Source organism: Nocardia sp. FBN12, from assembly GCF_050320175.1.
In the GTDB taxonomy this organism is placed as follows: Bacteria; Actinomycetota; Actinomycetes; order Mycobacteriales; family Mycobacteriaceae; genus Nocardia.
This window is the reverse complement of record NZ_CP190048.1, coordinates 1,652,027-1,678,956: the sequence shown is the minus strand read 5'-3', so window position 1 is coordinate 1,678,956 and position 26,930 is coordinate 1,652,027. Positions and strand designations below refer to the sequence as shown.

General features: G+C 68.2%; 23 protein-coding genes, 2 pseudogenes and 1 riboswitch. Of the genes and pseudogenes, 16 read left to right on the top strand and 9 right to left on the bottom strand.

All coding sequences use genetic code 11. The annotated features are described in order from the left end of the window. Nucleotides 1-77 precede the first annotated feature (77 nt). Nucleotides 78-1,013, top strand: a complete 936-nt coding sequence (locus tag ACQHI0_RS08285; RefSeq protein ID WP_427907340.1) for a LysR substrate-binding domain-containing protein — start codon at nt 78-80, stop codon at nt 1,011-1,013. A gap of 136 nt (nt 1,014-1,149) precedes the next feature. On the opposite strand, the gene ACQHI0_RS08280 is transcribed toward ACQHI0_RS08285, so the two are convergent. Together ACQHI0_RS08280 and ACQHI0_RS08275 are read right to left on the bottom strand one after the other, a co-directional pair. Beyond that, nucleotides 1,150-2,319, bottom strand: coding sequence for a serine hydrolase domain-containing protein (locus ACQHI0_RS08280; RefSeq protein WP_427907339.1), 1,170 nt, complete (start codon nt 2,317-2,319; stop codon nt 1,150-1,152). A 172-nt stretch (nt 2,320-2,491) separates the two neighbouring features. Next, nucleotides 2,492-4,873, bottom strand: coding sequence for a beta-glucosidase family protein (locus ACQHI0_RS08275; protein ID WP_427907338.1), 2,382 nt, complete (start codon nt 4,871-4,873; stop codon nt 2,492-2,494). A gap of 211 nt (nt 4,874-5,084) precedes the next feature. Between ACQHI0_RS08275 and ACQHI0_RS08270 the strand changes: the two genes are divergently transcribed. Both ACQHI0_RS08270 and ACQHI0_RS08265 read left to right on the top strand, forming a co-directional pair. After that, nucleotides 5,085-5,681 carry a TetR/AcrR family transcriptional regulator gene (locus ACQHI0_RS08270; protein WP_427907337.1) on the top strand — a complete coding sequence of 199 codons (597 nt, stop codon included), beginning with the start codon at nt 5,085-5,087 and terminating at the stop codon, nt 5,679-5,681. A gap of 94 nt (nt 5,682-5,775) precedes the next feature. Continuing rightward, nucleotides 5,776-6,240: a YdeI/OmpD-associated family protein gene (locus tag ACQHI0_RS08265; RefSeq protein WP_427907336.1), complete on the top strand. Its 465-nt coding sequence runs from the start codon at nt 5,776-5,778 to the stop codon at nt 6,238-6,240. A 69-nt stretch (nt 6,241-6,309) separates the two neighbouring features. Here the strand turns inward: ACQHI0_RS08265 and ACQHI0_RS08260 are convergent. Both ACQHI0_RS08260 and ACQHI0_RS08255 read right to left on the bottom strand, forming a co-directional pair. Beyond that, a pseudogene (locus ACQHI0_RS08260) lies at nt 6,310-6,479 on the bottom strand (FAD-dependent oxidoreductase); the annotation flags it as partial. 78 nt (nt 6,480-6,557) lie between these two features. Then, entirely contained in the window at nt 6,558-7,292 is a 735-nt protein-coding gene (locus tag ACQHI0_RS08255; protein WP_427907335.1) for a PaaX family transcriptional regulator C-terminal domain-containing protein, read from the bottom strand. 62 nt (nt 7,293-7,354) lie between these two features. Between ACQHI0_RS08255 and ACQHI0_RS08250 the strand changes: the two genes are divergently transcribed. The 3 genes and pseudogenes from ACQHI0_RS08250 to ACQHI0_RS08240 form a co-directional block, all read left to right on the top strand. Further along, the gene (locus ACQHI0_RS08250) at nt 7,355-8,203 is read left to right on the top strand and encodes an SDR family oxidoreductase (RefSeq protein WP_427907334.1); all 849 of its coding nucleotides are present in this window, start codon (nt 7,355-7,357) and stop codon (nt 8,201-8,203) included. Nucleotides 8,204-8,322: 119 nt separating this feature from the next. Further along, on the top strand, nt 8,323-11,619 hold the full coding sequence (locus ACQHI0_RS08245; RefSeq protein WP_427907333.1) for a protein kinase domain-containing protein: 3,297 nt from the start codon (nt 8,323-8,325) through the stop codon (nt 11,617-11,619). Nucleotides 11,620-11,801: 182 nt separating this feature from the next. Then, nucleotides 11,802-12,032: pseudogene (locus tag ACQHI0_RS08240) on the top strand (DUF1048 domain-containing protein); the annotation flags it as partial. A gap of 143 nt (nt 12,033-12,175) precedes the next feature. On the opposite strand, the gene ACQHI0_RS08235 reads toward ACQHI0_RS08240, so the two are convergent. Beyond that, entirely contained in the window at nt 12,176-12,592 is a 417-nt protein-coding gene (locus ACQHI0_RS08235; protein WP_427907332.1) for a MarR family winged helix-turn-helix transcriptional regulator, read from the bottom strand. A 79-nt stretch (nt 12,593-12,671) separates the two neighbouring features. Between ACQHI0_RS08235 and ACQHI0_RS08230 the strand changes: the two genes are divergently transcribed. Beyond that, complete coding sequence (locus ACQHI0_RS08230) at nt 12,672-14,489, top strand: ABC transporter ATP-binding protein (protein WP_427907331.1); 1,818 nt, start codon at nt 12,672-12,674, stop codon at nt 14,487-14,489. A gap of 187 nt (nt 14,490-14,676) precedes the next feature. Beyond that, nucleotides 14,677-15,132, top strand: a complete 456-nt coding sequence (locus ACQHI0_RS08225) for an NUDIX hydrolase (protein ID WP_427907330.1) — start codon at nt 14,677-14,679, stop codon at nt 15,130-15,132. Nucleotides 15,133-15,137: 5 nt separating this feature from the next. Here the strand turns inward: ACQHI0_RS08225 and ACQHI0_RS08220 are convergent, their stop codons facing one another. Next, nucleotides 15,138-16,376 (bottom strand): TerD family protein, encoded by a 1,239-nt coding sequence (locus tag ACQHI0_RS08220; RefSeq protein WP_427907329.1) that lies wholly within the window; start codon nt 16,374-16,376, stop codon nt 15,138-15,140. A 169-nt stretch (nt 16,377-16,545) separates the two neighbouring features. Between ACQHI0_RS08220 and ACQHI0_RS08215 the strand changes: the two genes are divergently transcribed. Next, on the top strand, nt 16,546-16,692 hold the full coding sequence (locus tag ACQHI0_RS08215) for a hypothetical protein (RefSeq protein ID WP_427907328.1): 147 nt from the start codon (nt 16,546-16,548) through the stop codon (nt 16,690-16,692). Nucleotides 16,693-16,767: 75 nt separating this feature from the next. On the opposite strand, the gene gndA is transcribed toward ACQHI0_RS08215, so the two are convergent. Further along, the gene (gndA, locus tag ACQHI0_RS08210; protein WP_427907327.1) at nt 16,768-18,213 is read right to left on the bottom strand and encodes an NADP-dependent phosphogluconate dehydrogenase; all 1,446 of its coding nucleotides are present in this window, start codon (nt 18,211-18,213) and stop codon (nt 16,768-16,770) included. A 168-nt stretch (nt 18,214-18,381) separates the two neighbouring features. Beyond that, nucleotides 18,382-18,478, top strand: a riboswitch (TPP riboswitch). Between gndA and ACQHI0_RS08205 the strand changes: the two genes are divergently transcribed. The 4 genes from ACQHI0_RS08205 (at nt 18,466) to ACQHI0_RS08190 (ending at nt 21,823) form a co-directional block, all read left to right on the top strand. Beyond that, complete coding sequence (locus ACQHI0_RS08205) at nt 18,466-19,176, top strand: TenA family protein (protein WP_427907326.1); 711 nt, start codon at nt 18,466-18,468, stop codon at nt 19,174-19,176. Its footprint overlaps the riboswitch before it by 13 nt. Then, a complete protein-coding gene (locus tag ACQHI0_RS08200; RefSeq protein ID WP_427907325.1) occupies nt 19,173-20,195 on the top strand; it encodes an ABC transporter substrate-binding protein in 1,023 nt (340 codons plus the stop codon). Before ACQHI0_RS08205 ends, ACQHI0_RS08200 begins: the two co-directional genes overlap by 4 nt. After that, nucleotides 20,173-21,024: an ABC transporter permease gene (locus ACQHI0_RS08195; RefSeq protein ID WP_427907324.1), complete on the top strand. Its 852-nt coding sequence runs from the start codon at nt 20,173-20,175 to the stop codon at nt 21,022-21,024. The genes ACQHI0_RS08200 and ACQHI0_RS08195 overlap by 23 nt, the downstream gene beginning before the upstream one ends. Next, nucleotides 21,017-21,823 carry an ABC transporter ATP-binding protein gene (locus ACQHI0_RS08190; RefSeq protein WP_427907323.1) on the top strand — a complete coding sequence of 269 codons (807 nt, stop codon included), beginning with the start codon at nt 21,017-21,019 and terminating at the stop codon, nt 21,821-21,823. The genes ACQHI0_RS08195 and ACQHI0_RS08190 overlap by 8 nt, the downstream gene beginning before the upstream one ends. Nucleotides 21,824-21,873: 50 nt before the next feature. Here ACQHI0_RS08190 and ACQHI0_RS08185 read toward each other — a convergent pair whose 3' ends face one another. Beyond that, nucleotides 21,874-23,793 carry an alpha/beta fold hydrolase gene (locus ACQHI0_RS08185; protein ID WP_427907322.1) on the bottom strand — a complete coding sequence of 640 codons (1,920 nt, stop codon included), beginning with the start codon at nt 23,791-23,793 and terminating at the stop codon, nt 21,874-21,876. Nucleotides 23,794-23,857: 64 nt separating this feature from the next. Beyond that, nucleotides 23,858-25,303, bottom strand: coding sequence for an FUSC family protein (locus tag ACQHI0_RS08180; RefSeq protein WP_427907321.1), 1,446 nt, complete (start codon nt 25,301-25,303; stop codon nt 23,858-23,860). Nucleotides 25,304-25,376: 73 nt separating this feature from the next. On the opposite strand from ACQHI0_RS08180, the gene ACQHI0_RS08175 reads away from it, so the two are divergent. From ACQHI0_RS08175 to ACQHI0_RS08165, 3 genes are all read left to right on the top strand, one after another. Next, entirely contained in the window at nt 25,377-25,895 is a 519-nt protein-coding gene (locus ACQHI0_RS08175; RefSeq protein WP_427907320.1) for a MarR family winged helix-turn-helix transcriptional regulator, read from the top strand. A gap of 10 nt (nt 25,896-25,905) precedes the next feature. Further along, nucleotides 25,906-26,133, top strand: a complete 228-nt coding sequence (locus ACQHI0_RS08170) for a hypothetical protein (protein ID WP_427907319.1) — start codon at nt 25,906-25,908, stop codon at nt 26,131-26,133. Nucleotides 26,134-26,225: 92 nt separating this feature from the next. After that, entirely contained in the window at nt 26,226-26,738 is a 513-nt protein-coding gene (locus ACQHI0_RS08165) for a cytochrome P450 (protein ID WP_427907318.1), read from the top strand. Nucleotides 26,739-26,930 lie beyond the last annotated feature (192 nt).

Sequence of the window (26,930 nt, the reverse complement as noted above, 5' to 3'; positions counted from 1 at the left end):
CCCACCTGCCACCGCGTCTATTTACAGTTCGTTCACGGCGGTGTTCACTGTTGCTGCACAGCGCATAGGGTCGTGTCATGGATCTGTCGTTGACCCGCCTGCGCATGTTGCGTGAGCTGCATCGGCGCGGCACGATCACCGCGGCCGCGGCCGCCCTGCACTACACCGCGTCGGCGGTGTCCCAGCAGCTCGCCCAACTGGAGCGCGATACCGGCACCCGGCTGATCGAACGGCGGGGGCGGCGGGTGCAGCTCACCGACCTGGGGGTCGTGCTCGCCGAGCACGCCGAGGAAATCCTCGCCTCGGTCGAGCGCGCGACCCAGGCCCTGGAAGGGGCGGGCGAGTCGCTCACGGCGAAGATCACCGCGGGAGTGTGGGCGTCGGTGGCCTCGGGCCTGCTCCCCGACGCGCTCACCACCCTCGCCCGCACCCATCCGGGCATCCTGGTGCGCACGCGCGAACTCGCGCCGGAGGCGACGGCGGCCGCGGTCCGTGACGGTGCGCTCGATCTGTCGTTCGTCCTCGATTACTCGAACTATCCGATGCCGTGGGACGGGGGGCTCGAGCGCACGGTGATCGCGGTCGAGCGCCTCTACGCCGCCGTCCCCGCCGGCGCGGTGCCGCGCGGCGATGTGACACTCGCCGAACTGGCCGAGCACCCGTGGATCCTGTCCCCCGCCCGGTCGCATTTCGGGCAGGCGGCGCGGTTGGCGTTCCAGTCCGTCGGGATCGTGCCACGGATCGACCACGAGGTGGAGGAGCAGGCGACCGCGATGGCGATGACGGCGGCCGGGCTCGGTGTGACGCTGGTGTCGGACCTGGGTCTGGCCCTGCGACCGCCGGGCGTCGACGTCGTCGCGCTCGGCGACGCCCTCACCCGGACGGTGTCGCTGGCCTATCGCACCAATACAGCGCGGCGTGCCGCGTTGCTGCTCGTCGTGGACGCGATCCGCACCGCGGCAGCCGAGAAGGGCCTCGGCGTCGACACCCCACCCCCCGCCGCCACGAGCTGACCCTGCGGCGCTGTCGACGGTGGCGCGGAGAACTGGCAGCGGCCGAGCGGACGCGGGCACGTCCGCCGGAACGACAAAGAAGACGTGGGCGGGCGACGACCATTCGTGGCGCAACGGCCCGATCTGAACCGCATCTTCAGGGAACCGCCGGTGGGCGGTCGGGGGCCAGGAGGGTGGCGATTTCTGTGCCGATGCTGACGGCGTTGTTCTGGTCGGAGTCGGAGGTGGGGCCGAGGGTGGCGTAGACGACGACGGTCGTCTTCGTTTTCGTGTCGTAGAACGCGACGCCGTCGTAGCCGCCGTAGGACGGGTTCATGTACAGCCAGTCGGCGAGGTGGACCACGCCGAAGGCGAAGTATTTCTCGGTGGTGAAGGGGCCGAGGCCCGCGGTGGACGGGCCCATCATCTGCTGGAACTGGTCGGGGGTGAGTCGTTCGCCGGTGCCGAGGGCGCGGACCCAGCGGCCGACGTCGGCGACGGTGGAGTTCATGTTGCCGCTGTGCAGGAAGGCGGTGGGGTTCCAGAAAGTGGAGTCTTCGAAGAAGTTTCGTTCGTTGGTGTAGCCGTGCAGGACCGGTTCGTCGATCTGCGGGTCGAGCACTACTTCGCTGTCGTGCATGCCCAGTGGCTCGGTGATGTGTTCGGCGATCAGCTCGCCCAGGGGCTTGCCCGCTGCCTTCTGGAGGACTTCGCCGAGGACGACCAGGTCGCTGTGGGCGTAGCCGAAGTCGGTGCCCGGCTCGAACAGGGGCGGGCGGGCGTTGGCGCGTTCGAGAAGTTGCGGTGCGGTCCATTCGCGGATCGGGTTCTCGCCGAAGATCTTCAGGAACTCCGGTTCGGTCACATAGTCGGAGATCCCGGAGGTGCTGTCGGCGAGCATCCGCGGGGTGATCTTGTCCGCGCGGGGAAAGTCGGGCAGCCAGCGGGCGATGGGTTCGTCGAGTTTCAGCACGCCCTGTCCGTCGAGCCGCCACAGGACCGTGGACAGCATGGGCTCCATGGGCTGGCCGACCCGCACGCGCATATCCGCTGTCGCGGGCACACCGAGAGGTGATCCGCCCAGCGCGCCGAGGGCGATCTGCTCCTCGCCCCGCCATGCGCCGTAGACCGCGGAACTGAGGTCGAGTTCGGTCATCTTGCCGCGAACGATGTCGGTGATCTTCGCCGCTTCGGGGCTCTCGACCGGCGAGGACTGCGAGCCGGTGGATTTCTCCTCCGCGGTGCAGCCGCCCGCGGCGATGGCGAGCACGACCGTGAGCACCGCACCTGCTCTCCGGTATCGGCGATGCCGGGGCGACTTGCTCATGACAGCGATCCCTTCGTCGAGGAACACTCACGATCAGCAGCACTGCCGAATCTACGCGCCGACAGAGCGCACCCGGTTCAGACTCGCGAGGTGTTCGGCGCCCCGCGTCCTCGTCATCCCGGGAAGGTCGCGGCCGGGATGACGAGGGGCCTCAGCGGAGACGACGCAGCGATCAGCGGACTTCGGCGGTGAGCGGGAGTGCGGATACCGAGGTGCCGACGTGCAGGGTGAACGGGCCCGGTTCGACGGCCCAGCCCTGTTCGGTCCAGTGTTCGAAGGAGCGCTGCGGCAAGGCGATCGTGGCGGTGACGGTTTCGCCCGCCCCGGCCTCGACCACGGCGAAGCCCGCGAGCCACCGCACCGGGCGGTCCACGGCGCTGTCCTCGCGGGACAGATACGCCTGCACCACCTGACGGCCCGAGCGCTCGCCGATATTGCGGACAGTGACGGTGGCGGTGCGACCGCGCACGGCCAGATCCACCAGTTCCCAGCTGGTGTAGCCGAGGCCGTGACCGAACGGATAGGCCGGGGCCACACCGGATTTCAGCCAGGCGCGGTAGCCGATATGAATGCCCTCGGGGTAGGGCAGGGCGTTGTCGGCGGCGGGCTTGGTGTCCAGGACCGGCACGTCGGCCATGACCTTGGGCCAGGTGGTGGGCAGCCGGCCGCCGGGTTCGGTCGCACCGGTGAGCACATCGGCGAGCGCATCGCCGAATTCCTGGCCAGGAAACCACGAGAGCAGAACGGCGGCGACCTCGTCACGCCACGGCATCTCCACCGGCGCACCCGAATTGACGACCACGATCGTGCGCGGGTTCACCGCGGCGACCGCCGACACCAGCTCGTTCTGGCGACCGGGCAGCGACAGATCCTTGCGGTCGTAGCCCTCGGATTCGATCGCTTCGGTGGTGCCGACCACCACCACGGCGATCTCGGCCGTGCGCGCCAATTCCACTGCGGCGGCGAACTCTTCGTCGGCGGAGCGGCGCGGGCGGCCGACGCCGAAGGTGATGCCCATGGCGGGCAGGCCCTTGTCGAGGGCGGGCGCCAGTTCGATCAGCACATCGATCTCCTCACCCTCGGCGAGGGTGCGGGTGACCCAGCGCTGCGGCGGGTTCAGCAGCATCTCGACGGGATCGCCGCCCTCGGGGAAGACGGTCTCGCTGAGCACGGTGGCACCGTCGAGTGCCAAACGCAGCGTGCCGACGCCGGCGTAGCCGATCCGCCACTCCCCCGCCACATCGGCGCGCAGCCGACCATGAAGCTGAAAGGACTTGGCCCGCATCGCGAACGGGGTACCGAAGAGCATCAGATTGCCCGCGGTGCGGTGTTCGGATTCCAGGACGGTCTCACCGTCGAGGTAGCGCAGGTGCACGCCCGGCGTGCCGGTCTCGGGGTCGGTGACCAGATCCAGCGGCACCGGGATCATGTTCTCGTTGAGGTGAACGCCCGGCGTGTACACCACCGGCAGCACCTCCCGCAGGCCTTGCAGCGGCGAAGTCGTATGCGAGGGAACGACTGTCGCACTGCCACCGCCACCGAAGCGGGGCTGCGCGGCGGCCGCGCCGAGGAGGGCGACCCGGGCGGGCGCGCCGAGCGGCAGCACACCGTCATTGGTGGCGAGCACCATGGCCTTGGCGGCGGCGTCGCGCACGCGCCGACGCGCGGTCTCCTCGGTGAAAGCCGGTGGCTGGTGCGGGGTTCCGTGCAGCGCACCCACGCGCTGGGCGAATCGCAGGATGCGACGGACCTTTTCGTCGATGGCGGACTCGGGCACCGCACCGGCGCGGACCGTCTCGAGCAGCGGGGCGGCCCAGAGTTCCCACGGGCCGGGCATGGCCAGGTCGGTGCCCTTGGCGGCGCCTTCGGTGGAGCGCACGGCGGTCCAGTCCGAGACCACCACGCCGTCGAAGCCCCACTCGCCTTTCAACGGCTCGTCCAGCAGCGGGTTTTCGGTCATGGTGACACCGTTGACGGAGTTGTAGCCGTCCATGATCATCCACGCGCCCGCCTCCACCGACCGCTCGAACGGGTACAGGTACAGCTCGCGCAGGGTGCGGTCGTCGACGATCACATCGGCGGTGAAGCGCTCGGTTTCGGAGTCGTTGGCCACGTAGTGCTTCGGACAGGCGCTGACGCCGTGCGCCTGGACGCCGGCCACATAGGCGGCGGCCATCTCACCGGTGAGCATCGGATCTTCGGCGAAGCATTCGAAATGCCGTCCGCCGAGCGGGGATCGGTGCAGGTTGATGGTCGGGCCGAGCACCGCGTAGACGTTCTTGCGGCGCGCTTCGGCGGCGATGAGCCCGCCGATCTCGGCGATCAGGTCGCGATCCCAGGTGGCGGCCAGCGCCGAGCCCGACGGCAGGCTCACCGAGGGGTCACGCTCGTCCCACGTCTCGCCGCGCACACCTGAGGGGCCGTCGGAGACGGGCATCTCGGCCAGACCGATGCTCTCGTCGCCGGCGAAACGGAAGATGTCGGCTCCGGAGATGAGCCGGATCTTGGCCTCCAGGTCCAGCTCGGACAGGAGGTCGTCGATGTTGTCGGTCATGCCAACCCTTTTCAGAAGTCCACCAAATCGGCCGTTACCTGCGGAGACATCCTCGTTCGGCGCCTGACCGATACCGGAGACACCGTCCCTGTACGGCTGGCACGAGTGTGCCAGTGAACAGCCAGCCTACCGAGTGGTCACTCGGTAGAGTTATCTGTTTGTTATCTGACGGAATTTTGCCGGTCCGGCGGGCGGACTACTCTCGCTCTTCATGACGCCGCAACGCCGAAGACGGGGCGCGGACCGCCGCGAGCAGATCATCGACCAGGCGCTCGCCAGCTTCGCCGACAACGGCTATCACAATTCCTCGATCGCCGAGATCGCGACGCGCTGCGGACTCTCCCAGACCGGCCTGCTGCACTACTTCCCGAACAAGGCGGCCCTGCTCGCCGCGGTCCTGGAGTACCGCGATCGACTCGACTACGACCGACTCGGCATGAACCGGCAACTGCGCGGCAAGGACGCGTTGCAGCAACTGGTCCAGCTGGTCGAGCACAACATGCACGTCCCCGGCCTTGTCCAGCTCTTCACCGTCGTCACCAGCGAAGCGGTCACCAGCGACCACCCCGCCCGCGCCTGGGTGGTCGATCGCTATCGAATCCTGGAAAACTATTTGGCCGGCGCCCTCGACGGCGGCGTCACGGACGGAACCTTCCGTCCCGACCTCGACACCCGGGCCGTCGCCCGCCAGATCTCCGCCATGATGGACGGCCTGCAACTGCAATGGCTCCTCGACCCCGAGCATGTCGACATGGCCGCACTCTTCCGCACCTACATCGACGACCTGACCACCCGACTGTCGACCTGATCAGGCCGAGTTCGCCACCCTGGCACCTACGATGAAAACAGCGGAATCATCTGCACCCGACATGCCGTCGCAGGAGGAGATCCGGAGGCCAGCGATGACGACACATCAGTTCACCACGCAGATCGAACTCGGCGGCAAGACCGCCACCGGTTTCCGGGTACCCGCGGATGTCGTCGAAGCGCTCGGTCAAGGGAAACGACCAAAGGTTGTCGTGACCATCGGGCCCCACACCTTCCGCAGCACGGTGGCCGTCTACGACGGTGAGTTCATGCTGCCGCTCAACGCGTCGAACCGGGCCGCCGCGGGTGTCAGCGCCGGAGAAACGACAGACGTCACCGTCGAACTCGATCGCGAAGAACGCACGATCGAGGTTCCCGACGATCTCGCCAAGGCACTGGCGCACCACCCCGGCTCGGCGGCAACGTTCGCCGCGCTCTCCTACAGCAAGCAACGCGAACGCGTGCAGTCCGTCATCACGGCCAAGCGTCCCGAGACCCGTGCGAACCGCATCGCCAAGATCGTGGCCGAGCTCACCGCCTCCGCAGGATCGACCGGCTGAGTTCGCCGGGATGCCGCCTCGTGGGCGCGCACGAGATGGCATCGTCACCGGGCGCCGCTCGCTGATCCCTCAGTGCTGCTGTCGCAGTGCTCGTTCGGCCGCGTTGGCGCCGCACATGCCGTGGGCGCCGGGGCCGGGTGGGGTCGCCGCTGAGCAGAGGCAGTGGCCGGGGAGCCCGGTGTCGTAGGGCCGCAGGGTTTTTCGGGGCCGAAGACGAGTTGGGGGATGTTCTTGGCACCGCGCGCCGTCGCATTGACCAGACGAGAGCACGGACTCACCGTCTATTCCGAGGTAGCGCTGACGCCCCTGTTCGCCGATCAGGTGTCGACCTGTCGGCCGAGTCGCCGGAGCCAGGTGAGGTAGGTCGACGTCGCTGCCCGAAGGTCCTCGACCGGCCAGTTGTCGGGCAGCAACACCGCGGGCAGCGCGGGGTCGGTGGTGAGCAGGTCCAGCGCCGCGGATACGGCGGCGAATTTCGCTGCCGGGTCAGGGTTTTCGATCGCGTCGAGCAGGGCGTGGGCGCGCGCCGTCCAGTCCGCCAGCGGCCACAGCGCGGCGGCGAGGCCGGTGGGGTCCTCGACGGGGCGCAGCCGGAACCGGAGGGTGGCGGCGGCGAGGTCGGCAGGCAGGGCGCGGACGAGGTTGGCCGGGCGCAACCAGACCCCTTCGCGGAGTTCAGCCAGGCGAAGCGAGAGCAGCCTGGCGCGCAGGGCCGCGCGCTCGGCCGACGGACGGCCCGCGGCAGTGACGACGACCTGCTCCCAGTCCCCGTCCCAGGGGCGAACGGGCGGTGCGGCGAGCTCCGTCCGACGCGCGCGCAACGCGGGATCGAGCGTATAGGCGCGGTGTTCGCGAACCAGCTCGCCCGCGGCCATCATTCGCGACACCGCGACCCGCACCGTCGTTTCCGGATACCCGACAGCGGTGGTGGCGGCGCAGATCTCGCTCGAGGTCATCGTCGGTGACTCGGCCGCGATCAGAATCCGGACCACCGCCGAACGGGCCGACACCGGCCGGACCTGCGCGTCGAAGCCGGGAGCAGCGGATTTCACGACAACGAGTCTACATATTTCACTATTGCCGCGACTGTCAGAAAACTGTAACGTCGCGAGGCATGACCACCACCTCGTTCCCACTGGCCGGACGCACCATGATCATGTCGGGCGGCAGCCGCGGCATCGGGCTGGCGATCGCCGTCGCCGCCGCCCGCGAAGGCGCCAACATCGTGCTGCTCGCCAAGACCGATACTCCCGACCCCCGGCTGCCGGGCACCATCCACACCGCCGCCGCCGAGATCGAGGCCGCGGGCGGGCAGGCACTCGCCGTGGTCGGCGACGTGCGCGACGAGACTTCGGTCGCCGACGCCGTTGCTCGCGCCGTCGAGCGATTCGGTGGCATCGACTACTGCGTGAACAACGCTTCGGCGATCGCCCTCGCCCCCACCGAGGAACTGCCGATCAAGCGATTCGACCTGATGCAACAGATCCAGCTGCGCGGCACCTACCTGCTCTCCAGCGCCTGCCTGCCGCACCTGCGCCGCAGCGACAACGCCCACATCCTGAGCCTGTCACCGCCGCTCAACATGGCACCCGAGTGGCTCGGCGCCCACCCCGCCTACATGCTCGCCAAATACGGGATGTCGCTGCTGACACTGGGCTGGGCCGGCGAATACGCCGAACACGGCGTCGCGGGCAACTGCCTGTGGCCCGAGACCCTGATCGCCACCGCCGCGGTACAGAACCTGCTCGGCGGCGACGACGCGATCGCCAAGGCCCGGACCCCGCAGATCATGGCCGATGCCGCCGTGGCGATCTTGCGCAAGGACGCGCGGGCGGTCACCGGAAACACCTTCCTCGACGTGGATGTGCTTCGCGCCGAAGGCATTACCGATCTCTCGCCCTACGGCGGCGCGGGCGATCTGGAATACGACATCTTCGTCGACCCGCCCCACCGTCGCGCCTGAGCCGCTTCGCCGGCCGAAACGCGTCTGACGTCGTCGAACACGGTCAGTTCCGGGGCTATCCTCGGTAGTGGGCGGGCGCACCAGCGCACCGCCACCGGGCCGCACCGAATCGAGCCGAGATGGCCGACAACTCGCCGACGCAACGCAACTCGGCCACCGGGGTCGCGGCGGAACTGACCGCCGAGGGCTTCGAGGACGCCGAGGAGATCGGGCGCGGCGGTTTCGGCGTGGTCTACCGCTGCGCCCAGCCCGATCTCGACCGTGTCGTCGCCGTGAAGGTGCTGACCGCCGAGCTCGACCCCGACGGCCTGCAACGCTTCGTGCGCGAACAGCAGGCGATGGGCAGACTCTCCGGCCACCCCCACATCGTCGCGGTCTTCCAAGCGGGCACCACCCACGGCGGTCACCCCTACCTGGTGATGCCCTATCACGCGCGTGGCTCGCTGGAACAACGCATCCACACCGTCGGCCCGCTGGACTGGACGGCGACACTGCGCCTCGGCGTGAAGATGGCGGGCGCGCTCGAGACCGCGCACCGGGCCGACATCCTGCATCGCGACGTGAAACCGTCCAACATCCTGCTCAGCGACTACAACGAACCCGAACTCACCGATTTCGGCATCGCCCGAATCCACGGCGGGTTCCACACGACCACCGGAATAGTCACCGGCTCCCCCGCTTTCGCCGCGCCGGAAGTACTGCGCGGCGCGCAGGCCACCGCCGCCGCCGACGTGTACGGCCTCGGCGCCACCCTGTTCTGCGCGCTCACCGGCCATGTCGCCTACGAGCGGCGCGTGGGCGAGCAGGTGCTGTCGCAGTTCCTGCGGGTCTCCGCGCAACCGGGGCCCGGTCTCACCGACCACGATGTGCCTGACGAGGTCAGGGCCGTCATCGAGCACGCGATGGCGACCGAACCCGCCGACCGGCCGAACAGCGCCGCCGCGCTCGGCGCGGAACTGGTTGCGGCCCAGCACAGTACCGGCAGCCCGGTCGACGTCCTGCGAGTCCCCGACACCCAGCGCCCGATCGCGGTGCCGATCGCACCGACCGCGCGGGCCCGCGAACGCACCACCGCACCACCCACACCCGCCACGAAATACCGCCCACCGACCCCGGCGCGGGCAACCCTCGCCAGAAAACGCCTGCTCGAGCACCTGCGCACCACCGAACGCACCCGGCTCACCGCCATCAACGCGCCCAGCGGATTCGGCAAGACCACGGTGGCCGCCCAGTGGCACGACGAGCTGGTCGAGCACGGCGCCGCGGTCGCGTGGCTGACCGTCGACGAGGACGACGACAACGTCGCCTGGTTCCTCGACCACCTCGCCGAGGCGATCCGACCCGCCGTCCCCACGCTCGCCGACAACCTCGATCGGCTGCTGGAGGCCGACGACCCGACCCGCGCCGTGCTCACCGCCTTGATCGACGGCCTGCACACCAGCGACCAGCGGGTGACGCTGATCCTCGACGACTGGCAACGGGTCACCGCCCCCGCCTCGGTAGCCGTCGTCCGGTTCCTGCTCGAACACGGCTGCCACCATCTGCCCCTCGTCGTCACGAGCACCACGCGGCTCGACCTGCCCTTGAGCAGGTTGCGCATCCACGGTGAACTCACCGAAATCGACGCCGCGACACTGCGTTTCAATGCCGACGAAGTCCACGCGTTCCTCGCCGAAGCGGGCGGTGTGCACCTGGCCGCCGGCGAGGTGGCCGCGCTGGCCCGCGCCACCGACGGCTGGGTCGCGGCACTGCAGCTCACGGTGCTGTCGCTGCGCGCCGGCGAGGACCCGGCACATCTGCTCGACAGCCTCGCCGCGCACCCCGACATCGGCGCGTTCCTGGCCGAGAACGTGCTCAGCGCACTGGATCCGGACACCCTCGATTTCCTCATGACGACCTCGATCTGCGAGCGGATCTGCGGCGGGCTGGCCACCGCCCTGACCGGCCGCGCCGATGCCACCGACCTCCTCGCCGACATCGCCGACCGCGGACTGTTCCTGCTGCCCGCGGGCCCCGACCACGACTGGTACCGCTACCACCAGTTGTTCGCCGGATACCTGTGCCATCGGCTCGCCCACAACCGCCCCGCCGAGATCGCGGGGCTGCGGCTGCGGGCCGCCGACTGGTTCGCGCACCATCACCTGCTCAATGACGCGGTCGAACACGCACTGGCCGCCCACGATCCCGGCCACGCGGCCGATCTCGTCGAACAGGGCGCCGGTTACCTGCTGGAGCGATCGAGAATGGTGATGCTGCAAGGCATTCTGGTGAAACTGCCCGCCGGGGTCTGCCGGGCCAGACCCCGGATCCAGCTGTTCGGCGTCTGGGTCAACCTGGTGCTGCGCAGACCCGCGGCCACCGCGTCCTCCCTCGCCCGCTTCGAGACCGCGCTGGCCGCGGCCCCACCCGCCGAGCCCGAACGCACCGATCTGCGCGCGGAAGCCGATGTGGCGATCAGCGTCGGGGAGATGTTCGCCGACCGGGTATCGGAGCTGGACGGGCTGATCGGTGACGCGCTGGCCCGGCCCGAGGTCTTCTCCCCGCGCATCCCCGGGGTGGCGGCCAATATCGCCACCTTCGCGGCGATCCAGCGCTTCGATTTCGACGAGGCGCGCCGGTGGCAGCTGTGGGCGGCGCCGTATCACGAGGCGACCGGCCCGTTCCTGTCGGTGTACGGGCGCTGTTTCGCGGGGGTGGCCGCCCGCGAACAGCTCGACATCACCGGCGCCGACGACCTGTTCACGACCGCACTCGATACCGCACGCACCACCATGGGCGCCGCCGCCCACGCGACTCGCCTCGCGTGCGCGCTACTGGGCGAATTACGCTATGAGACAGGCGATTTCGAGACAGCGGCGGATCTATTGGCGCAGAGCAGGGAGCTCTCCGCCGAAGGCGGCGGCGGGGTGGACTTCATGCTGGCCACCTACGCGACCGGCGCGCGGGTACGCGCCCTGCGCGGCGACCGCGACGGCGCGCTGGAACTCCTCGACGAGGGCATGTCCCACGCCGAACGCCTTGACCTGCCACGTCTGGCCGCCCGGATCCGCAACGAGCGGGTGCGTCTCGGCGTCGAACTCGATCCCCTCGCGATAGCGGAATTGACGCGCACGCGCACGATCCGGCGCGGCGACGGAATAGCCACCGCCATCGATGAATTCGACGAGGACTCCGCGATCCGGTTGCTGCTGGCGACGGATCGGCACCGGGCGGCGATCGAGCGCGCCGAGAAGTCGGTCGCCGGAACAGACGCGCAGCGCAGGCCGCTGGCCGCACTGCGCGCCGGGTTCCTGCTCGGCAGCGCATTGCGCCGGGGAGACCGCACGGCCGAGGCCGATCGGATCCTCGCACCGCTGATCCGGCGCTGCGATCGCCTCGGCCTGGTCCGGCTGCCCGCCGACTCGATCGCGACCTAGCGCTGGCGTCCTGCTGTCTCAGTAGCACTCAGTAATGCTCCTGCAGTCGAAAGGAGTTGCCACGGACAACTTGACGGAAATGCTGAAAGGAACGCTCGAAGGCTGCGTCCTCGAGATCATCGACGGAGCGGAGACATACGGCTACGCCATCACGCGCCGGCTGAACGAACTCGGTTTCGCGGATGTCATCAAAGGGACTTGTACACCATTCTGCTGCGGCTGGAGAAGAACGGATTGGTAATGTTTCGAAACGACCTTCCGAAGTCGGGCCGCCGCGCAATTTCAAGGTCGGGCCGGTCGAACTGACCGAAGGAGGTCTACTGCCGGGGATTCTCGACTTCTTCGAGGAAGGAGCCGCGAACGGCACCGGAGTCATCGAACTCATCGGCGATGATGTCGCGGCCTTCTGCGACGACCTCGTGAAACACTCACGGACCTACGCCGACACCTATCAGGAGTCCGTCAGCACCGAGCTCGGCAACCGTCAGCACCGAGCTCGGCAAAGGAACGACGTAGCTCGAGGTCAGGAGCGGAAATCGGCGAGCGCCGTGGCGCACTACCCGCCCGCTTCGGGGACGAGCTTGCTGAGGATGGCCTGCAAGGCGGCGCGCTCATGGTCGGTGAGTCGTCCGAAGAACTCGTCGGCGTCCTTCGTCCGGGCGGCGGTCAGAGTCTCGAGTGTCCGCATGCCCCGCGCGGTGACCGTCACGAGAATCGCGCGGCGGTCGGTGGGGTCGGGCCGCCGCGTCACCAGGTCGGCCTCCTCGAGCGCGTCCACCACTTCCGTGGCCGACCGGGCGCTGATCCGCAACGCGTCGGCGATGGCCGACAGCCGGAGACCGTCGTGCTCGCCTGCCACCCGAAGCGCACGAGCCTGGTGCGGGGTCAGCCCGATCGGCGCGTACGCCGCTGACCAGCGCCGACGGAGTGTCCTGGCCACCTGCATCAGGAGGTCGCTCTCGTTGTCGGGCATAAACGCGCCTCTCGACTTGTTTTCACTACCGGATAGTGAGGTAACCTCAGCATAACAGCACAACCCAAGGGGGTTGCACATGAAGAACCAAGACTCCGTCGGCGGCCGCACCCGCCGCGCCGACCCGGCCGACCGCGCACAATTGCGTGAGTCGCCCGTTTCCCTGCGCCGGATCGCGGCGCTCTTCGGCCCGTACCGCCTTCAGCTCACCCTGCTGAGCGTCTTCATCGTGGCGGGTTCGACGATCAGCCTCGCCTCGCCGTTCCTGCTGCGCCTGGTGATCGATGACGCGCTGCCGCACCAGAACGTCTCGCTCCTGCTCTGGGCCGTGGGCGGCATGCTCGCCGTCACCGTGCTCACCGCCGTCCTCGGTGTCGGCCAGACACTCGTCTCCACCACCGTCGGGCAGCAGGTCATGCACGTCCTGCGCGCGGACGTGTTCCGCCACCTGCAGCGGCAGTCGCTGGCGTTCTTCACCCGCACTCGTGGCGGCGAGGTCCAGTCCCGCCTGATCAACGACGTCGGCGGCATGCAGTCCGTGGTCACCAGCACCGCGACTTCCATCGCGAGCAACGTCACCACCGTGGCCGGCACCGCCGTGGCGATGGCCGTGCTGTCGTGGCGGTTGTCGCTGCTGTCGCTGGTGGTGCTGCCGCCGGCGATCTGGCTGACCCGACGCGTCGCTCTGCTGCGCCGCGACATCACCGCCCAGCGCCAACGTCACCTCGCCGACCTGCACGGCCAAGTCGAGGAGGGACTTTCGGTGAGCGGCGTGCAATTGGGCAAAACACTCGGTACCGGGCCGCTCGCCTCCGCCCATTTCGAGGAGACTTCGCACGACCTGGTCGGCCTCGAAGTGCGCGCACAGCTCGCGGGCCGCTGGCGGATGGCCACCATGAGCATCGTTTTCGCGGCCATCCCCGCCCTGCTCTACCTCGCCGCCGGTCTTCCGGCGACCAGCAGCGGCATGACGATCGGCACGCTGGTCGCCTTCACCACGCTGCAGGCCGGACTCTTCAGGCCGCTGATGGCGTTGCTCAACGTGGGTGTCGAAGTCACCAGCTCGATGGCGTTGTTCAGCCGGATCTTCGGTTACCTCGACCTTCCGGTCGAGATCGACGAGCCCGCCCAGCCGGTCGACCTCGACCCGCGCGATGTCGTGGGCGAGGTCCGATTCGACGATGTCAGCTTCCGCTACGACGCCACGGGCCCCGACGTGCTCGATGGCGTCTCGCTCGTCGTGCCGCCTGGGTCGACACTCGCACTCGTCGGCGAGACCGGTTCCGGCAAGACCACTCTCGCCTCGCTCGTCGCACGACTGCACGACGCGACCGGCGGCCGGGTGCGCATCGACGGCGTCGATGTCCGCGATCTGGAATTGGGCACCCTCGCGCGAATCGTCGGTGTGGTGTCGCAGGAGTCCTACCTGCTGCACACGACCATTCGCGAGAACCTGCGCTACGCCGCGCCCAGCGCCACCGACGCCGAGATCGAGCGCGCGGCCCGCGCCGCCCAGATCCACGAGGTGATCGCGTCACTCCCCCAGGGCTACGACACCGTGGTCGGGTCGCGCGGTCACCGGTTCTCCGGCGGCGAGAAGCAACGCATCGCCCTGGCCCGCACCCTGTTGCGCGACCCGCGCGTGCTGGTACTCGACGAGGCGACGAGCGCCCTCGACAACGAGACCGAGCGCGCGGTGCAGGCCGCCATCGACGTGGTGGCCCAGGGCCGCACGGTCATCACCATCGCGCACCGGCTCAGCACCATCCGCGACGCCGACCAGATCGCCGTCCTCGACCACGGCCGGGTCGTGGAGCTGGGCGACCACACGACACTGCTCGACGACGGCGGCCGCTACGCCCGTCTCAACGGCGCCGCCGAGGCCGTGGCGGCCTGATCGCCTGCACGCGCGCGGCAGCACGCCCACCAGCCGCACGAGATCGGCCATGTCGGTGAGCCTCGGAACGCTTGTGCCGCTTGACCACTCGATCTGGCCACACCAGAAGTGCCCGGCGCGTATTCTGACAACCGGCTGTGTTCATCTGGTCCGGCGATCGGTATCGAGCGGTGTGGAGTGAGAATCGGTGAGTCCTACGGTATCCGAGGCGGAGTTCGAGGAAATGTCGCGGCGGGCCGAGATCGACGGCACCGCACCCAGAGTCGGTGCGATCATCGATCGTGACGGACAGGTACTACTCCTGGAGCGCCGCGACAGCGGCCCGATCAAAGCCACCCTGAAGCTTCCCGGCGCCACTGTGCTGCCTCGGGAATCCCTCGCCGACGCGGTCGCCCGGGGGGTGTACGAGGAAACAGGGCTGGTCGTCACCGGAATCCGCCATCACGTCGGGGATTTCGATTACTTGTCCCCTGACGCCCGCCCGGTTCGCCGTTTGCACTTCGCAGTGGACGTGGCGACAACCGATCGCATCCAGCTCACCGCGCACGCCCGGTACGTCTGGGCATCACTCGATGATGAAATGCCGGTGACATCCTCGATCCGCCGCATCCTCGATACCTACCGCGACCTCGTTCGCGGTTGACACGGTCAGCCATTTGTCACGAATCGACCCAGCAGGGGCACCGCCTCGCCGGGGTGCTTGGCCTGGAAGCCCTCACCGAGGGCCTGCAGCTGCCAATCTCCGTCGCCGCGGAAGACCTTCGCCATCGCCATGGCGGTGCACCGCATCCCGCCGGTCAGCGAGTATCGGGCCAGTTCGGTGTCGGTGGTGTTGTCGACGAGACGGCAGAACGCGTTGACGATCTTCTCGAAAGTGTGTCCCTGATAGGAGGTTACGACGAACAGCAACGTGCTGACGTGGGCCGGGACGCGGGTCAGGTCGACCAGGATCACCTCGTCGTCGCCCTCACCCTCGCCGGTGAGGTTGTCGCCCTGGTGCCGGATCGATCCGTCCTTGGACGCGAGCTGACCGTAGTAGGCGACGTCGACCAGGTTCCGGTCGGCGAACATCGCCACCCAGGCATCGAGGTCGATCTCGATCGCACGCCTCCCGAACAGCCCGCCGCGCCTGATCGGGTCCCAGCCCAACCCCATGCGAATGAAGGTCAACGCGACGCCGCCGTCTTTGCGCAGGGTGACCCGTTGCCCTTTCGCCAGGCTGACGGGTCGATCCTTCGACAGTCGGACCTGACCGGCCGAGGCCGGTGACGGCGCAGTCGAGGGTGACGCGTGACCGGCAGTCGAAGGAAGCGGCGGTGGATAGCTCGGGTGCGGTGGTGTGGCGGGGTAGGCCGGGTTCGAAGCGACGGCCGGTGGCGCAGCGTCGTCGACAGTGATGCCGTGATCGGTGACCAAGGCGGCGAACCCACCCGCGTACCCCGCTCCGACCGCGCGCACTTTCCAGCTGCCCTGGCGGCGATAGAGCTCTATCGCGATCACGATGGACTCGCTCGTCAAACCGTCGATTCGATACTCGTACAACCGATTACCCGCGCTGTCGGCGATGGACACCGACGGTGCCGCGATCCGGCCGAAGGTGGCGCGCGCGTCATCGAGGGTGATCACCGCCCGGATCTGGGCGACGTCGGCCGGGACCTGATCCAGTGACGCCGCCAACCCCGAGGGTCGCCCCGCTGAAGTCGGTTGCAGGCGAACGCCGGGACCCGTCGGCTGGTTGTAGAAGACGAAGTCCGCGTCCGAGCGGACCTTGCCCGCGTCGGTGACCAGGAGCGCCGACAGTTCCGCGGGCGCATCGATCTGCACGGTAACCACGACATCGTGGACCGTCAGCGGGCCGTTCTGTCCTTTCGACAACATCGTCGACATATTCGGCCCTCTCACCCCCGACGAATACCTCGTTCCACTGTACGAGAAACCGTTTCGCGCCAACGGCGAAAGCTCAACGCCCGCAACGTGGCCGAGGAGTCGATCGATCGCGGTTAGCTACGGCCAAGGGTGATCTGGGGACAGGGTTCGGTATCGGTGACTTCACCGCATGGATGTCACCGTTCGCCGACGACTGGAACTCGCCGCGGTGGCATGGCAGCGTCGCGGCGTCGAACTGCGCGAACAACTGGCCGTTTTGCGCGAACGACGCATGCGCGCCTGGGATTCGGCGTTCCGCTCGCCCTCGTCTTTCTGATCCCGTTCGTGTTCCGCAGACGGCGAAGTACCCGAATCCGGCGCCCGATCCTGCGGGCGCCGGATTTCCGCGTTCTCAGTCCGCGGCTACCTCGCTGCGGTCGCCGCTCCACAGCGTGTGGAATTTGCCGTCGGCGTCGATGCGCTCGTAGGTGTGCGCGCCGAAGAAATCGCGCTGGCCCTGGGTCAGTGCGGCAGGCAGGCGCTCAGCGCGCAGTGCGTCGTAATACGACAGCGACGACGCGAAAGCCGGGACCGGGATACCGAGCAGGGTGGCGGTGGACACCACGCGCCGCCAGCTGTCGATCGCCGTCTCGATCGCCTCGCGGAAATACGGTGCGAGGATCAGGCTCGGCAGCGCGGGGTCCTGCTCGTAGGCGTCCTTGATCCGGTTCAGGAACCGCGCCCGGATGATGCAACCGCCGCGCCAGATCGTCGCCAGGTCGCCGGGGTGCAGATCCCAGTCGTATTCGGCGCTGCCCGCGGCGATCTGGTCGAAGCCCTGTGCGTAGGCGACGACCTTGGACGCGTACAGCGCCTGCCGGATGTCCTCGGTGAACTGTGCGACATCGGTGGGCTTGTCGGCGAGGGTGCCCGACGCGAGACCCACGGCGGCTTTGCGCTGGGCACGGGACCCGGACAGTGCCCTGGCGAAGACCGCCTCCGCGATTCCGGTCACCGGCACACCGAGATCGAGCGCGGACTTGACCGTCCAGCGGCCGGTGCCCTTCTGCTCGGCGGCGTCGACGATGACGTCTACCAGTGGCTTACCGGTCTTCGCGTCGACCTGGGCGAGCACCTGCGCGGTGATCTCGACCAGGTAGCTCTCCAGGTCGCCGGAGTTCCACTGCGTGAACACGTCCGCGATCTGCCCGGCGTCGAAACCGAGCGCGTCCCGGAACAGGTGGTAGGCCTCGCCGATCAACTGCATATCGGCGTATTCGATGCCGTTGTGCACCATCTTGACGAAGTGCCCGGAACCGTCGGGACCGATGTGGGTGCAGCACGGGGTGCCGTCGACCTGCGCCGCGATCGACTCCAGCAGCGGGCCGAGCGACTCGTAGGACTCCTTCGGCCCGCCCGGCATGATCGCGGGACCGTTGAGCGCGCCCTCCTCGCCGCCCGAGATGCCCGCCCCGACGAAGTTGAGGCCACGTTCAGCCATGGCGGCCTCGCGGCGGATCGTGTCAGTGTAGAGCGCGTTGCCGCCGTCGATGATGATGTCGCCCGGCTCCATCGCGGCGGCCAGCTCCTCGATGACGGTGTCGGTCGCCGCGCCCGCCTTGACCATGATCAACACCCGCCGCGGCTTCTCCAGCGCCGCGACGAACTCCTCGACGGTCTCGGTGCGGACGAAATCGCCGTCACCGCCGTGCTCGGCGAGCAGCGCGTCGGTCTTGGCCACGGAGCGGTTGTGCAACGCGACGGTGTAACCGTGCTTGGCGAAGTTGCGGGCGATATTGCTGCCCATCACGGCCAGACCGGTGACACCGATGTGTGCACGCGCGGTAGAGGTCGACATTGATCAGCTCTCTTCGTTCGGCGGATTCGACGGGTGCAAAAAGCACGGACTCCTTGGCAGGCAAGTTACCGGTTGCCGGGCCGGGGACGAACACCTACCACCGTGACCGCGGTCTCGCCCAGAACCGGGCGTGGACCGCGTGTCGGTGGTCGCTGCTAATGTCGGTCGAGTTCTGACACGGGGTGTCTCGCGACCGCGAGGCTGAGAACAGACCCGCTGAACCTGCTCAGGTAATGCTGACGAAGGGATGTCATGGTGTCGCACGCCCACACCACAAATACCGGCCTGTTCACCGATCACCTCTGGGACCGGACCAAAGTCCTGCGCAGTGCGATCGACGACTTGGAGTTCCTGCGGCACCTCGGCGAGGGCACCCTGCCGCTCGAGGTGTTTCGCACCTACATCGAACAGGATTCGCTGTATCTCACCGGATACTCGAAGGCGCTGGCGATCCTCGCCGCGAAGTCGCCGGACCCGCAGACCGCGGCCTTCTGGGCAACCTCGGCCGCGAACGCCGCCGCTGTCGAGTCGGCCATGCACGACCAGATGCTCACCGGTGGCGCGCTGCCGCCACGGCAGGGTGAGCCGGAACATTCGCAGACCTGCCTTGCCTATGTCTCCTACCTGATCGCCGCCGCCGCGACCGAGTCCTACGCCGTCGCCGCGGCGGCCGCGCTCCCCTGCTTCTGGATCTACGCCGAGGTGGGACGCGACCTGGCCGAGAGCGCCGCGAAGGTGATCGCCGCCGATTCCGCCCATCCGTACGCCCAGTGGGTCACCACCTACGGCGCCGAGGAATTCCAGCAGTCCGCGGCGACGGCTCGAGCGCTGGTCGACGCCGCCGCCGAGTCGGCGGGCGAACAGGAGCGGACGGCGATGGAGAAGGCCTTCATCCTCGCCGTGCGCTACGAGTTGATGTTCTGGGACACCGCCCTGCATCCGCAGCCATGGCCTGCTGCATGAGCGGGCGTCTGCGCCGCGCGCTCGCGGTCATGGCAGCCATCGTCGCGACCCTGTCGCTGCTCACTGCGTGCGGTTCGGGCGGCAGTTCTGATCACACCATCCGGTTCGCGCTGGACTGGACGCCGAATACCAACCACGCCGGGCTCTATGTCGCGTTGCAGCGCGGCTACTTCGCCGACGCCGGCCTGGATGTGCAGGTCCTGCCGTACAACAACACCTCGGTCGACACGATGATCGACGCCGGAAACGCGGAATTCGGGATCAGCACCCACAATTCGTCGACCTTCGCCCGCGCGTCGGGGGCACAGGTCAAGTCGGTGCTCGCCCCACTGCAGCACTGGGCGACGGGCATCGGCGTGCGTGCCGATCGCGCCGACCTCGCGAGCCCGAAGGACCTCGACGGCAAGACCTACGCCGGTTTCGGCGATCCGGGCGAGAAGGAAGCACTCCAGCAGGTCATCCGCAACGATGGTGGCACCGGCGATTTCACCTCGGTGATGCTGGGTTCGTCGGCCTACGAAGCGGTCTACTCCGGCAAGGCGGACTTCACCGTCTCCTATCTGGCGTGGGAAGGCATCGAGGCCGAACACCACGGCACCCCGATGCGGTACTTCCGATACACCGATTTCGGTTTCCCGGATTCCTACGCGATCGTGATCGATGCCAACGAGGGCTGGCTGGCCGAGAACCCGGACCGCGCCGCGAAATTCGTGCAGGCACTGCAGCGCGGCTACCAGTTCGCCGCCGACAACCCGGACGCGGCGGCACAGGATCTCATCACTGCTAATCCAGGCGCGTTCAACGACGAGGCGCTGGTCTTCGAGAGCCAGCGCATGCTGGCCGCGCAGTTCATGAAGGACGCCGAGGGCAAGGTGGGCACCCAGACCGCGCAGCAGTGGTCGGCGAATTCCGGCTTCCTGTACCGGGGCGGTCTGCTGACCGGCCCCGACGGAAAGCCGCTGGCCACCGAACCCGACTGGTCGACATATTTCACCAATGAGTACCTCGCCGACCGGTGAGCTGTCCGTAGCCGCGTCGCCGCGGGTTCCCAGCGGCGACGACGGCGGGACGGCTCGCTTGGCCGGGATCCGGTGGGCGGTACCGTCGTTCGTCACGGTGGCGGTGCTCGTCGTGATCTGGCAGGTCTACGTCACGAGCAGTGGTGTCCGTCCGCAGGTGCTGCCGTCTCCGCTGCGAGTCGTCCAGCAGGGGTGGGCACACCGGGACGAGATCAGTACCCATGCGGCCGCCACCTTGCAGGTGACGCTGGTCGGGTTCGCGGTGTCGCTGAGTCTGGCGTGGGTGCTGGCGGTGGTCGTGGACTTCTCGCCGTGGCTGCGGCGTGCGTTGGTGCCGCTGTTCGTCGCGTCGCAGACCGTGCCGATCGTCGCGATCGCACCGTTGATGATCATCTGGTTCGGCTTCGGTCTGTTGCCGAAGATCCTGGTGGTGGCGCTGGCCACCTTCTTCCCGATGGCCATCGGCCTGATCGAAGGGTTCGCCGCGGCCGACCGTGACGCGGGCGCGCTGCTGCGCAGCATGGGCGCCTCCCGCGTGCAGGTGTTCCGGTATGTGCGGCTGCCGTCCGCGCTGCCACGATTCTTCACCTCGTTGCGGATCGGGATCACCTACGCGGTCGTCGGTGCCGTGTTCGCCGAATATGTCGGCGCCAGTGTCGGTCTCGGCATCTACATGAGCCTGCAGAAGAATTCGTTCCGCACTGATCTGGTGCTGGCCGCGATTGTGGTGACCGCCCTGCTGAGTATCGCGCTCTACCTGACGACGTTCGCGGTCGAGCGCCTCGTCGCGCCGTGGGCGAGCACGGAGAACAGGAGCAGGCGTGACTGACGCCGAAGGCGATCGGATCGTCGTCGACCAGCTCACCAAGTCGTTCCCGCAGCCGGGCCGGCGCAGCCCCGAGCTCGCGGTGCTCGGTGGGGTGTCGTTCACGGTCCGATCGGGCGAGTTCGTCACGGTGATCGGCCCCAGCGGCTGCGGCAAGAGCACCGTGTTCAACATGCTGGCCGGACTCGAATCCCCCGATTCCGGCAGCGTCGGCTTCCGCGCGGCCGACGGCGAGGACACCGCATCGCACTGCGCCTACATGCCGCAGAAGGACCTGCTGTTCCCCTGGCGGACCATCCTCGACAACACCATCCTCGGCTTGCGTGTCCAGGGTGTCCCGAAAACGGAGGCCCGGCGCCGCGCCCGCGAACTGTTCCCGGTATTCGGCCTTTCCGGTTTCGAAGACGCCCGCCCATCCCAATTGTCGGGTGGGATGCGCCAGCGGGCCGCACTGCTGCGGACCGTCGTCCAGGAACGCGAACTGCTGCTCCTCGACGAACCTTTCGGCGCGCTCGACTCACTGACGCGCACCGAGATGCAGTCGTGGTTACAGCAGGTCTGGCAGCGCTACCGCTGGATGGTCCTGATGATCACCCACGATGTCCGTGAGGCGGTATACCTGTCGGACCGCGTGATCGTCCTGTCGGCGCGCCCGGCCACCGTGCGCCACGAACTGCGCATCGACCTGCCGCGCCCGCGCGAGTTGTCCACGATCACCGCCCCCGAATTCGTCGCGCTGGAAGAGGAACTGCTCGCGATCCTGCACGAGGAATCCCGTCGGGCGTTCACGGAACAGCGGTAGCTCGACCGGTCGGTCGGCGGCGGGCACGAAACCGGCGCCGCGTGGTCGGTCTACCGGTATCCGGTGCGGCCTCCCAGATGCCGGGCGAAATGTTGTTCGACGGCCCGATAGAACCGGATCTGGTTCTCCGGGTTGGCGAAACCGTGTCCCTCGTCGTCGGCGACGAGATATTCGACCGGGATGTCGCGCTCGCGCAGGGAGGCGACGATCCTGTCTGATTCGGCCCGCACCACACGAACGTCGTTGGCCCCCTGCGCGACCAGCAGCGGAGTGCGAATCCGGTCGGCCATGAAGAGGGGTGAGCGGGCGCGCATATCGGCTTCCTGGGCGGGGTCCTCGGGGTCGCCGACGTAGCGATACCAGCTGTTGACGTTGTAGGGCCGGGTGAACGGAGGAAGTGTCCGCAGGAAGTTCGCCAGGTCGGAGACACCCACGTAGTCGACCGCGGCCGCAAAATAGCCGGGGGTCACGGTGACGCCGACGAGGGCGGCGTAGCCACCGTAGGAACCGCCCATGATGCCGATCCGCGCCGGGTCGGCCAACCCTTGGGTCACCGCCCACTCGGCGGCGTCGATGAGGTCGTCGTGCATGGCGCCGGCGAATTCGCCGATCGCGGCGGTGATGTGGCGTTTCCCGTAGCCGGTCGAGCCGCGGAAGTTGACCTGCAGCACCGCGTAGCCACGGTTGGCGAGAAACTGCGCCAGCGGGTCGTAGCCCCACGTGTCGTGCGACCACGGCCCGCCGTGGACCAGCAGCACCAGCGGCAGATTTCGGGGTTCGATCCCGACCGGCAGGGTGCGCAAGGCGTGTAACGGCAACCCGTCGCGCGCCGGGAATTCGATGGCGGTCATCGGCGCCAGTGCGGCCGGGTCCAGGCTCGGGTAGGCACGGAACAGCTGGCGGCTCTCCCCCGTCGTGTGATCGTAGAACCAGGCCACCGCCGGGTCACGGTCGTGGATGAAGGTCGCCACCCAGCGTTGCTCGGACTCGTCCGACGACAACGTGCCGAGCACGCCGTCGGAGAGCCGCGCGAGACCGGCGTAGACCTCGACGAAGTGCGGGTCCACCACCTCGATCCGGGGCCGGTCGCTGACGAAACGCGCCGCGAGGACCTCGCCGGTCCGCCGGCTGACGAACACGGTGGGCGGCAGCACGTCGGGAGCCATCGTGCCGGTGATGTCGAGGCTGTGTCCGGGCACGGCAGCGACTACGGTCTGCTCACCGGTCTCGCGGTCGATCCGGATCAGTCGCAGATCGTCGGAGTCCTGATAGGAGCCGACCAGCAGACCTTTCCCGTCGGGCGTCACCAGCTGTGGCTGCGTACCCATCGGATGCTCCGCGCCTCCGATGCGGTGCAGAAGGTGCTGCTCCCCGGTGCCAGGGTCGATCGTGAAGAACTCGAGGACACCGTCTTCGGCCAGCTGCGCTGCGAAGGCCGGCTGATCGCGGCGGTCCAGCAGTACGGTGTCACCCGGTTCGGTCTGTTCCAGATGCGGCGTTGTCGCCCCACTGGCGACATCGATGCGGAACGCGTCGATGAACATCGGCCGCTGGTTCATCCACACCAGCACGGTTCCCGGGATCTCCGCGGACGGTTGGGCACCGAACACGCGCGAGCCGGGAGCCATGGGTGTCAGGTCAACGGCCGGCTCGTCCGGTGCTTCGAGGTCCACCCGGTACAGATGCCAATCTTCGTTGCCGTCGGTGTCCTGCAGGTACAGCAGCCAGCGCGGATCGTCGGTCCAGTAGTAGGTGGTGATGCCGCGCCGCGCGTCGTGGGTGACGCATACCGCGTCCTCGTGGTCCTCTTCGATTCCGCGCACCCACACATTCCGCCTGCCGTGCGCGGGGGCGCGGTAGGCGATGCGGGTGCCGTCCGGGGAGATCGACGCGCCGGAGAACTCCGGGTCGGCGAAGAACTCCTCGACGCCGATCAGCTCGGGCGGTGCTTCGCTTTTCGATGTCGTCATGTGCGGCTCCTCCAGGTCATCAGCGACGGATCCGATTCGGACAGGCCACGGTGGAACCATGCCCTCAGGACACAGTCAACTCTGCCGGGAGATGCTGCCGATCCGAGCGGCTGATCGTCACGGCCGCGACGATGACGCCGATCGTGACGCCGATCAACGTATCCACGATCCGGCTGACCCCGATCTCGGGCGAGATGTGTGCCCCGAGGCCGACCACAAGCAATGCCATCGGCGTGACCGCGAGCGAGGTGAGTGCGTAGTTGCGGGCGGCCATCAGTTCGGCGCTCACCTGCAGCACCACGATCGCGACCACCGTGGACCAGTAGCCGAGACCCGCAGCGATCAGCAGCGCCCCGATAACCGCGCCGCCGACGTTGCCGAGCAGTCGCTGAATCCCCCGTTGCACGGTCAGCGCATACGACACGCCCTGTATCGCGGCCATCGCACCCATCGACGCCCACAGCGGATGGTCGAGTCCGGCCGCGGCGGCGAACCACCCCGCGCAGGCCGCGGCGAGAGCGATGCGGGCCGCGTTGCCGAGAACCACGCGCGAGCGCAGGCCGGACAGCCCCGTCGCCACGAAACTCGCCGGCCGTGGCAGCGCCGAAACCTCGACCTCGGCGCCGACGTCGAACAATGCGCTGCGCCGCTTGACCTTGCGCAGTTCGGCCTCGTGCCTGGCCACCTCGCGCAGTCGTGTCGGGTCGCCCGCCGCCCACTCGTCGACCGCGGTGTCCGCCTCGTCGACCAGCGCGATCAGGTCACGGTGGTGCCGCGAGTCGTTACCACGAACACCGCTGAGCGCCAGCTTCTCCCGAGCCTGCGCGAGCGCGGCGCGGGCCGTTTCGACAGATCCGCCACGATCGAGGGCAGCGACGGCCGCCAGCGCCCGGGCGACGGCCAGTCGCGCCGGACCGAGCGGCAGGACCAACAAGGGCGTCGCCAGCGCCAACAACCCCACCCCGGCACCGATCGCCGCCGCCAGGCACGTGCGGCCGACATCGCCGGTCGTGGTGACATAACCGACGGCCGCGGTGGCCGCGAAGACAAGGATCACCGGACCGGGACCGGTGATCCGGAAGGCGGACACCGACGCTGCCGCGACCGCGGCACCGACCGCCATCAACGCGACCTCTGCCCAGATCGGCACGTGCGCGAGCGCGAGTAATCCGCCTCCCGCGACGAAGGCGACGAGCAATCCCCCGACAAGCGTCACTGTGGCGGTGACCCGGACCATCGGCTCGTGCCGCGCGAACGCCGACGCCAAGGCGCCGAGCATCGCGAAGCCGGCGTACTGCCGCAGGTCGAGGAGACCGCAGCCGACGAACACCAGCGCGGCGGCGGCGCCGACACGCATCGAGGCCGCTACGGTCGCGTCGGCAGACCGCATTTCGAGCGCCCGCCGCCACGTGGCCGCGGAGACCGAGTGCGCGAGCGCGCCGCCGGAGTGCCGCAGCCGCGAACGGGTGGCACCAGATGGGTTCGGAAGGACGGGAGTTGCGGTAGGCACGCTGTCATCCTAAAGTATTTTACTTATAAACTATATCTGAAATAGTGTGAAACCGGTCGCCTAGGATGAGTGCATGGGCGACACCTCCCCCGACTTCGTCGACGGCGTTCGAGCCGAATGGGCCCGAACCTATCCTCAGCTCGACACCTCGACGATCGACGTGCTCGGACGCATCAACCGCATCAGCACGCTGTCGCTGCACCAACTCGACCAGGCGCTCACCCCCAGGGGTGTCACCCGCGGCGAGTTCGAGTTCCTGTGCGCCCTCGCCCGCGCCGACCGGCCCCTGCGCGCCAGCGAGGTCACCGCGAGAACCATGACCAGCGGCGCCTCGACCACCAAACACGCCGACCGGCTGACGAAGACGGGACTGATCGAACGCCTGCCGTTCGCACGGGACGGCCGGGTGGTGTTGCTGCAGCTGACCGCGGCCGGACGCGAACTCGTCGACGCCGAACTTCCCAGCCGCGTCGAACGAGACCGCCGGCTGCTGGAGGGACTCGACGAGCAGGAGCGGCAGACGCTCGTAGCCCTGCTGCGGCGGGTTTCGCGGAACACCGACGCGGCCGCCTGGCCCGCCGCGGGCCACTGAATGCCACGTCGTGCTCGATGATCACGACGGTGTCGCCCTGGTCGACCAGGCGGTCCCGGATGCGCGGGACAGGCTGTTCGCACCCTCCTATCGGTTCCTCGCCGTATGGCTGACCGAGCGCGCCGCGCAAGAAGGTCTGCCGGAGCGGGACCTGGAGGCGACGACGATCTGGCTCGGCGCGATCGAGAACTACTGGGTGATGACGAACGTGTACCCGACGGCGCGACCCGGGCACTGATCTGATCAGCCTGTTGGTCACCGGCGAGGGCGAGGAAGCCCTGACGAGCGCCGAAATGGTCAGCTTCTACGTATTGCTCCTCGTCGCAGGTCATGAGACGAGGACGAACCTCATCAGCAGCGCCATGCTCGCGCTCTTCGACCGGCCCGCCGTGCGTCAGCAGGTCCGCGATAATCCGGCCGCGACCGCCGCGGTCACCGCGGAGGCGCTGCGCTTCGACGGCCCCGGCCAAGGCCTGCTGCGCATCGCGACTCCACGATGTCGAAATCGGCGGCACGATGATTCCGGTCGGCGCACTCGTCCTATCGCTGATCGGATCCGCGAACCGCGACCCCGAGCACTGGTCCGACCCCGACGACTTCCAGCTGAACCGCCCGAATATCGGGGACCACTTGGCCTTCGGCTCCGGTATCCATTACTGCATCGGCAATGCGCTGGCGCGCATGGAAGCCACCGCAGCCATCGAGGAGATCATGCGCCGCCTGCCCGACCTCGCCCCGGCGGGCGTTCCCGAACGCATCGCCAGCCCGGTCCTGCGGGGCCTGCGCACCCAGCCGGTCACCATCACCCGAACAGCGTCGGCCACCGGACCCTCGATCCGTTGACAAGGACAGCACCGGGCCATACCACCTAGAAGTTACTTGCTGTTCTTAAGACATGCAGGCGCACAATGACACACCTTTCATCCCGCAAGAGCTGAGCATTAAGGCCGATCAACGTATTCAGCGAACCACAGACAGGTCAAGGTCGAGTTTGATAAGTTACTAGTCATTCTCGTTCTGAGTGGACAGGGAGCG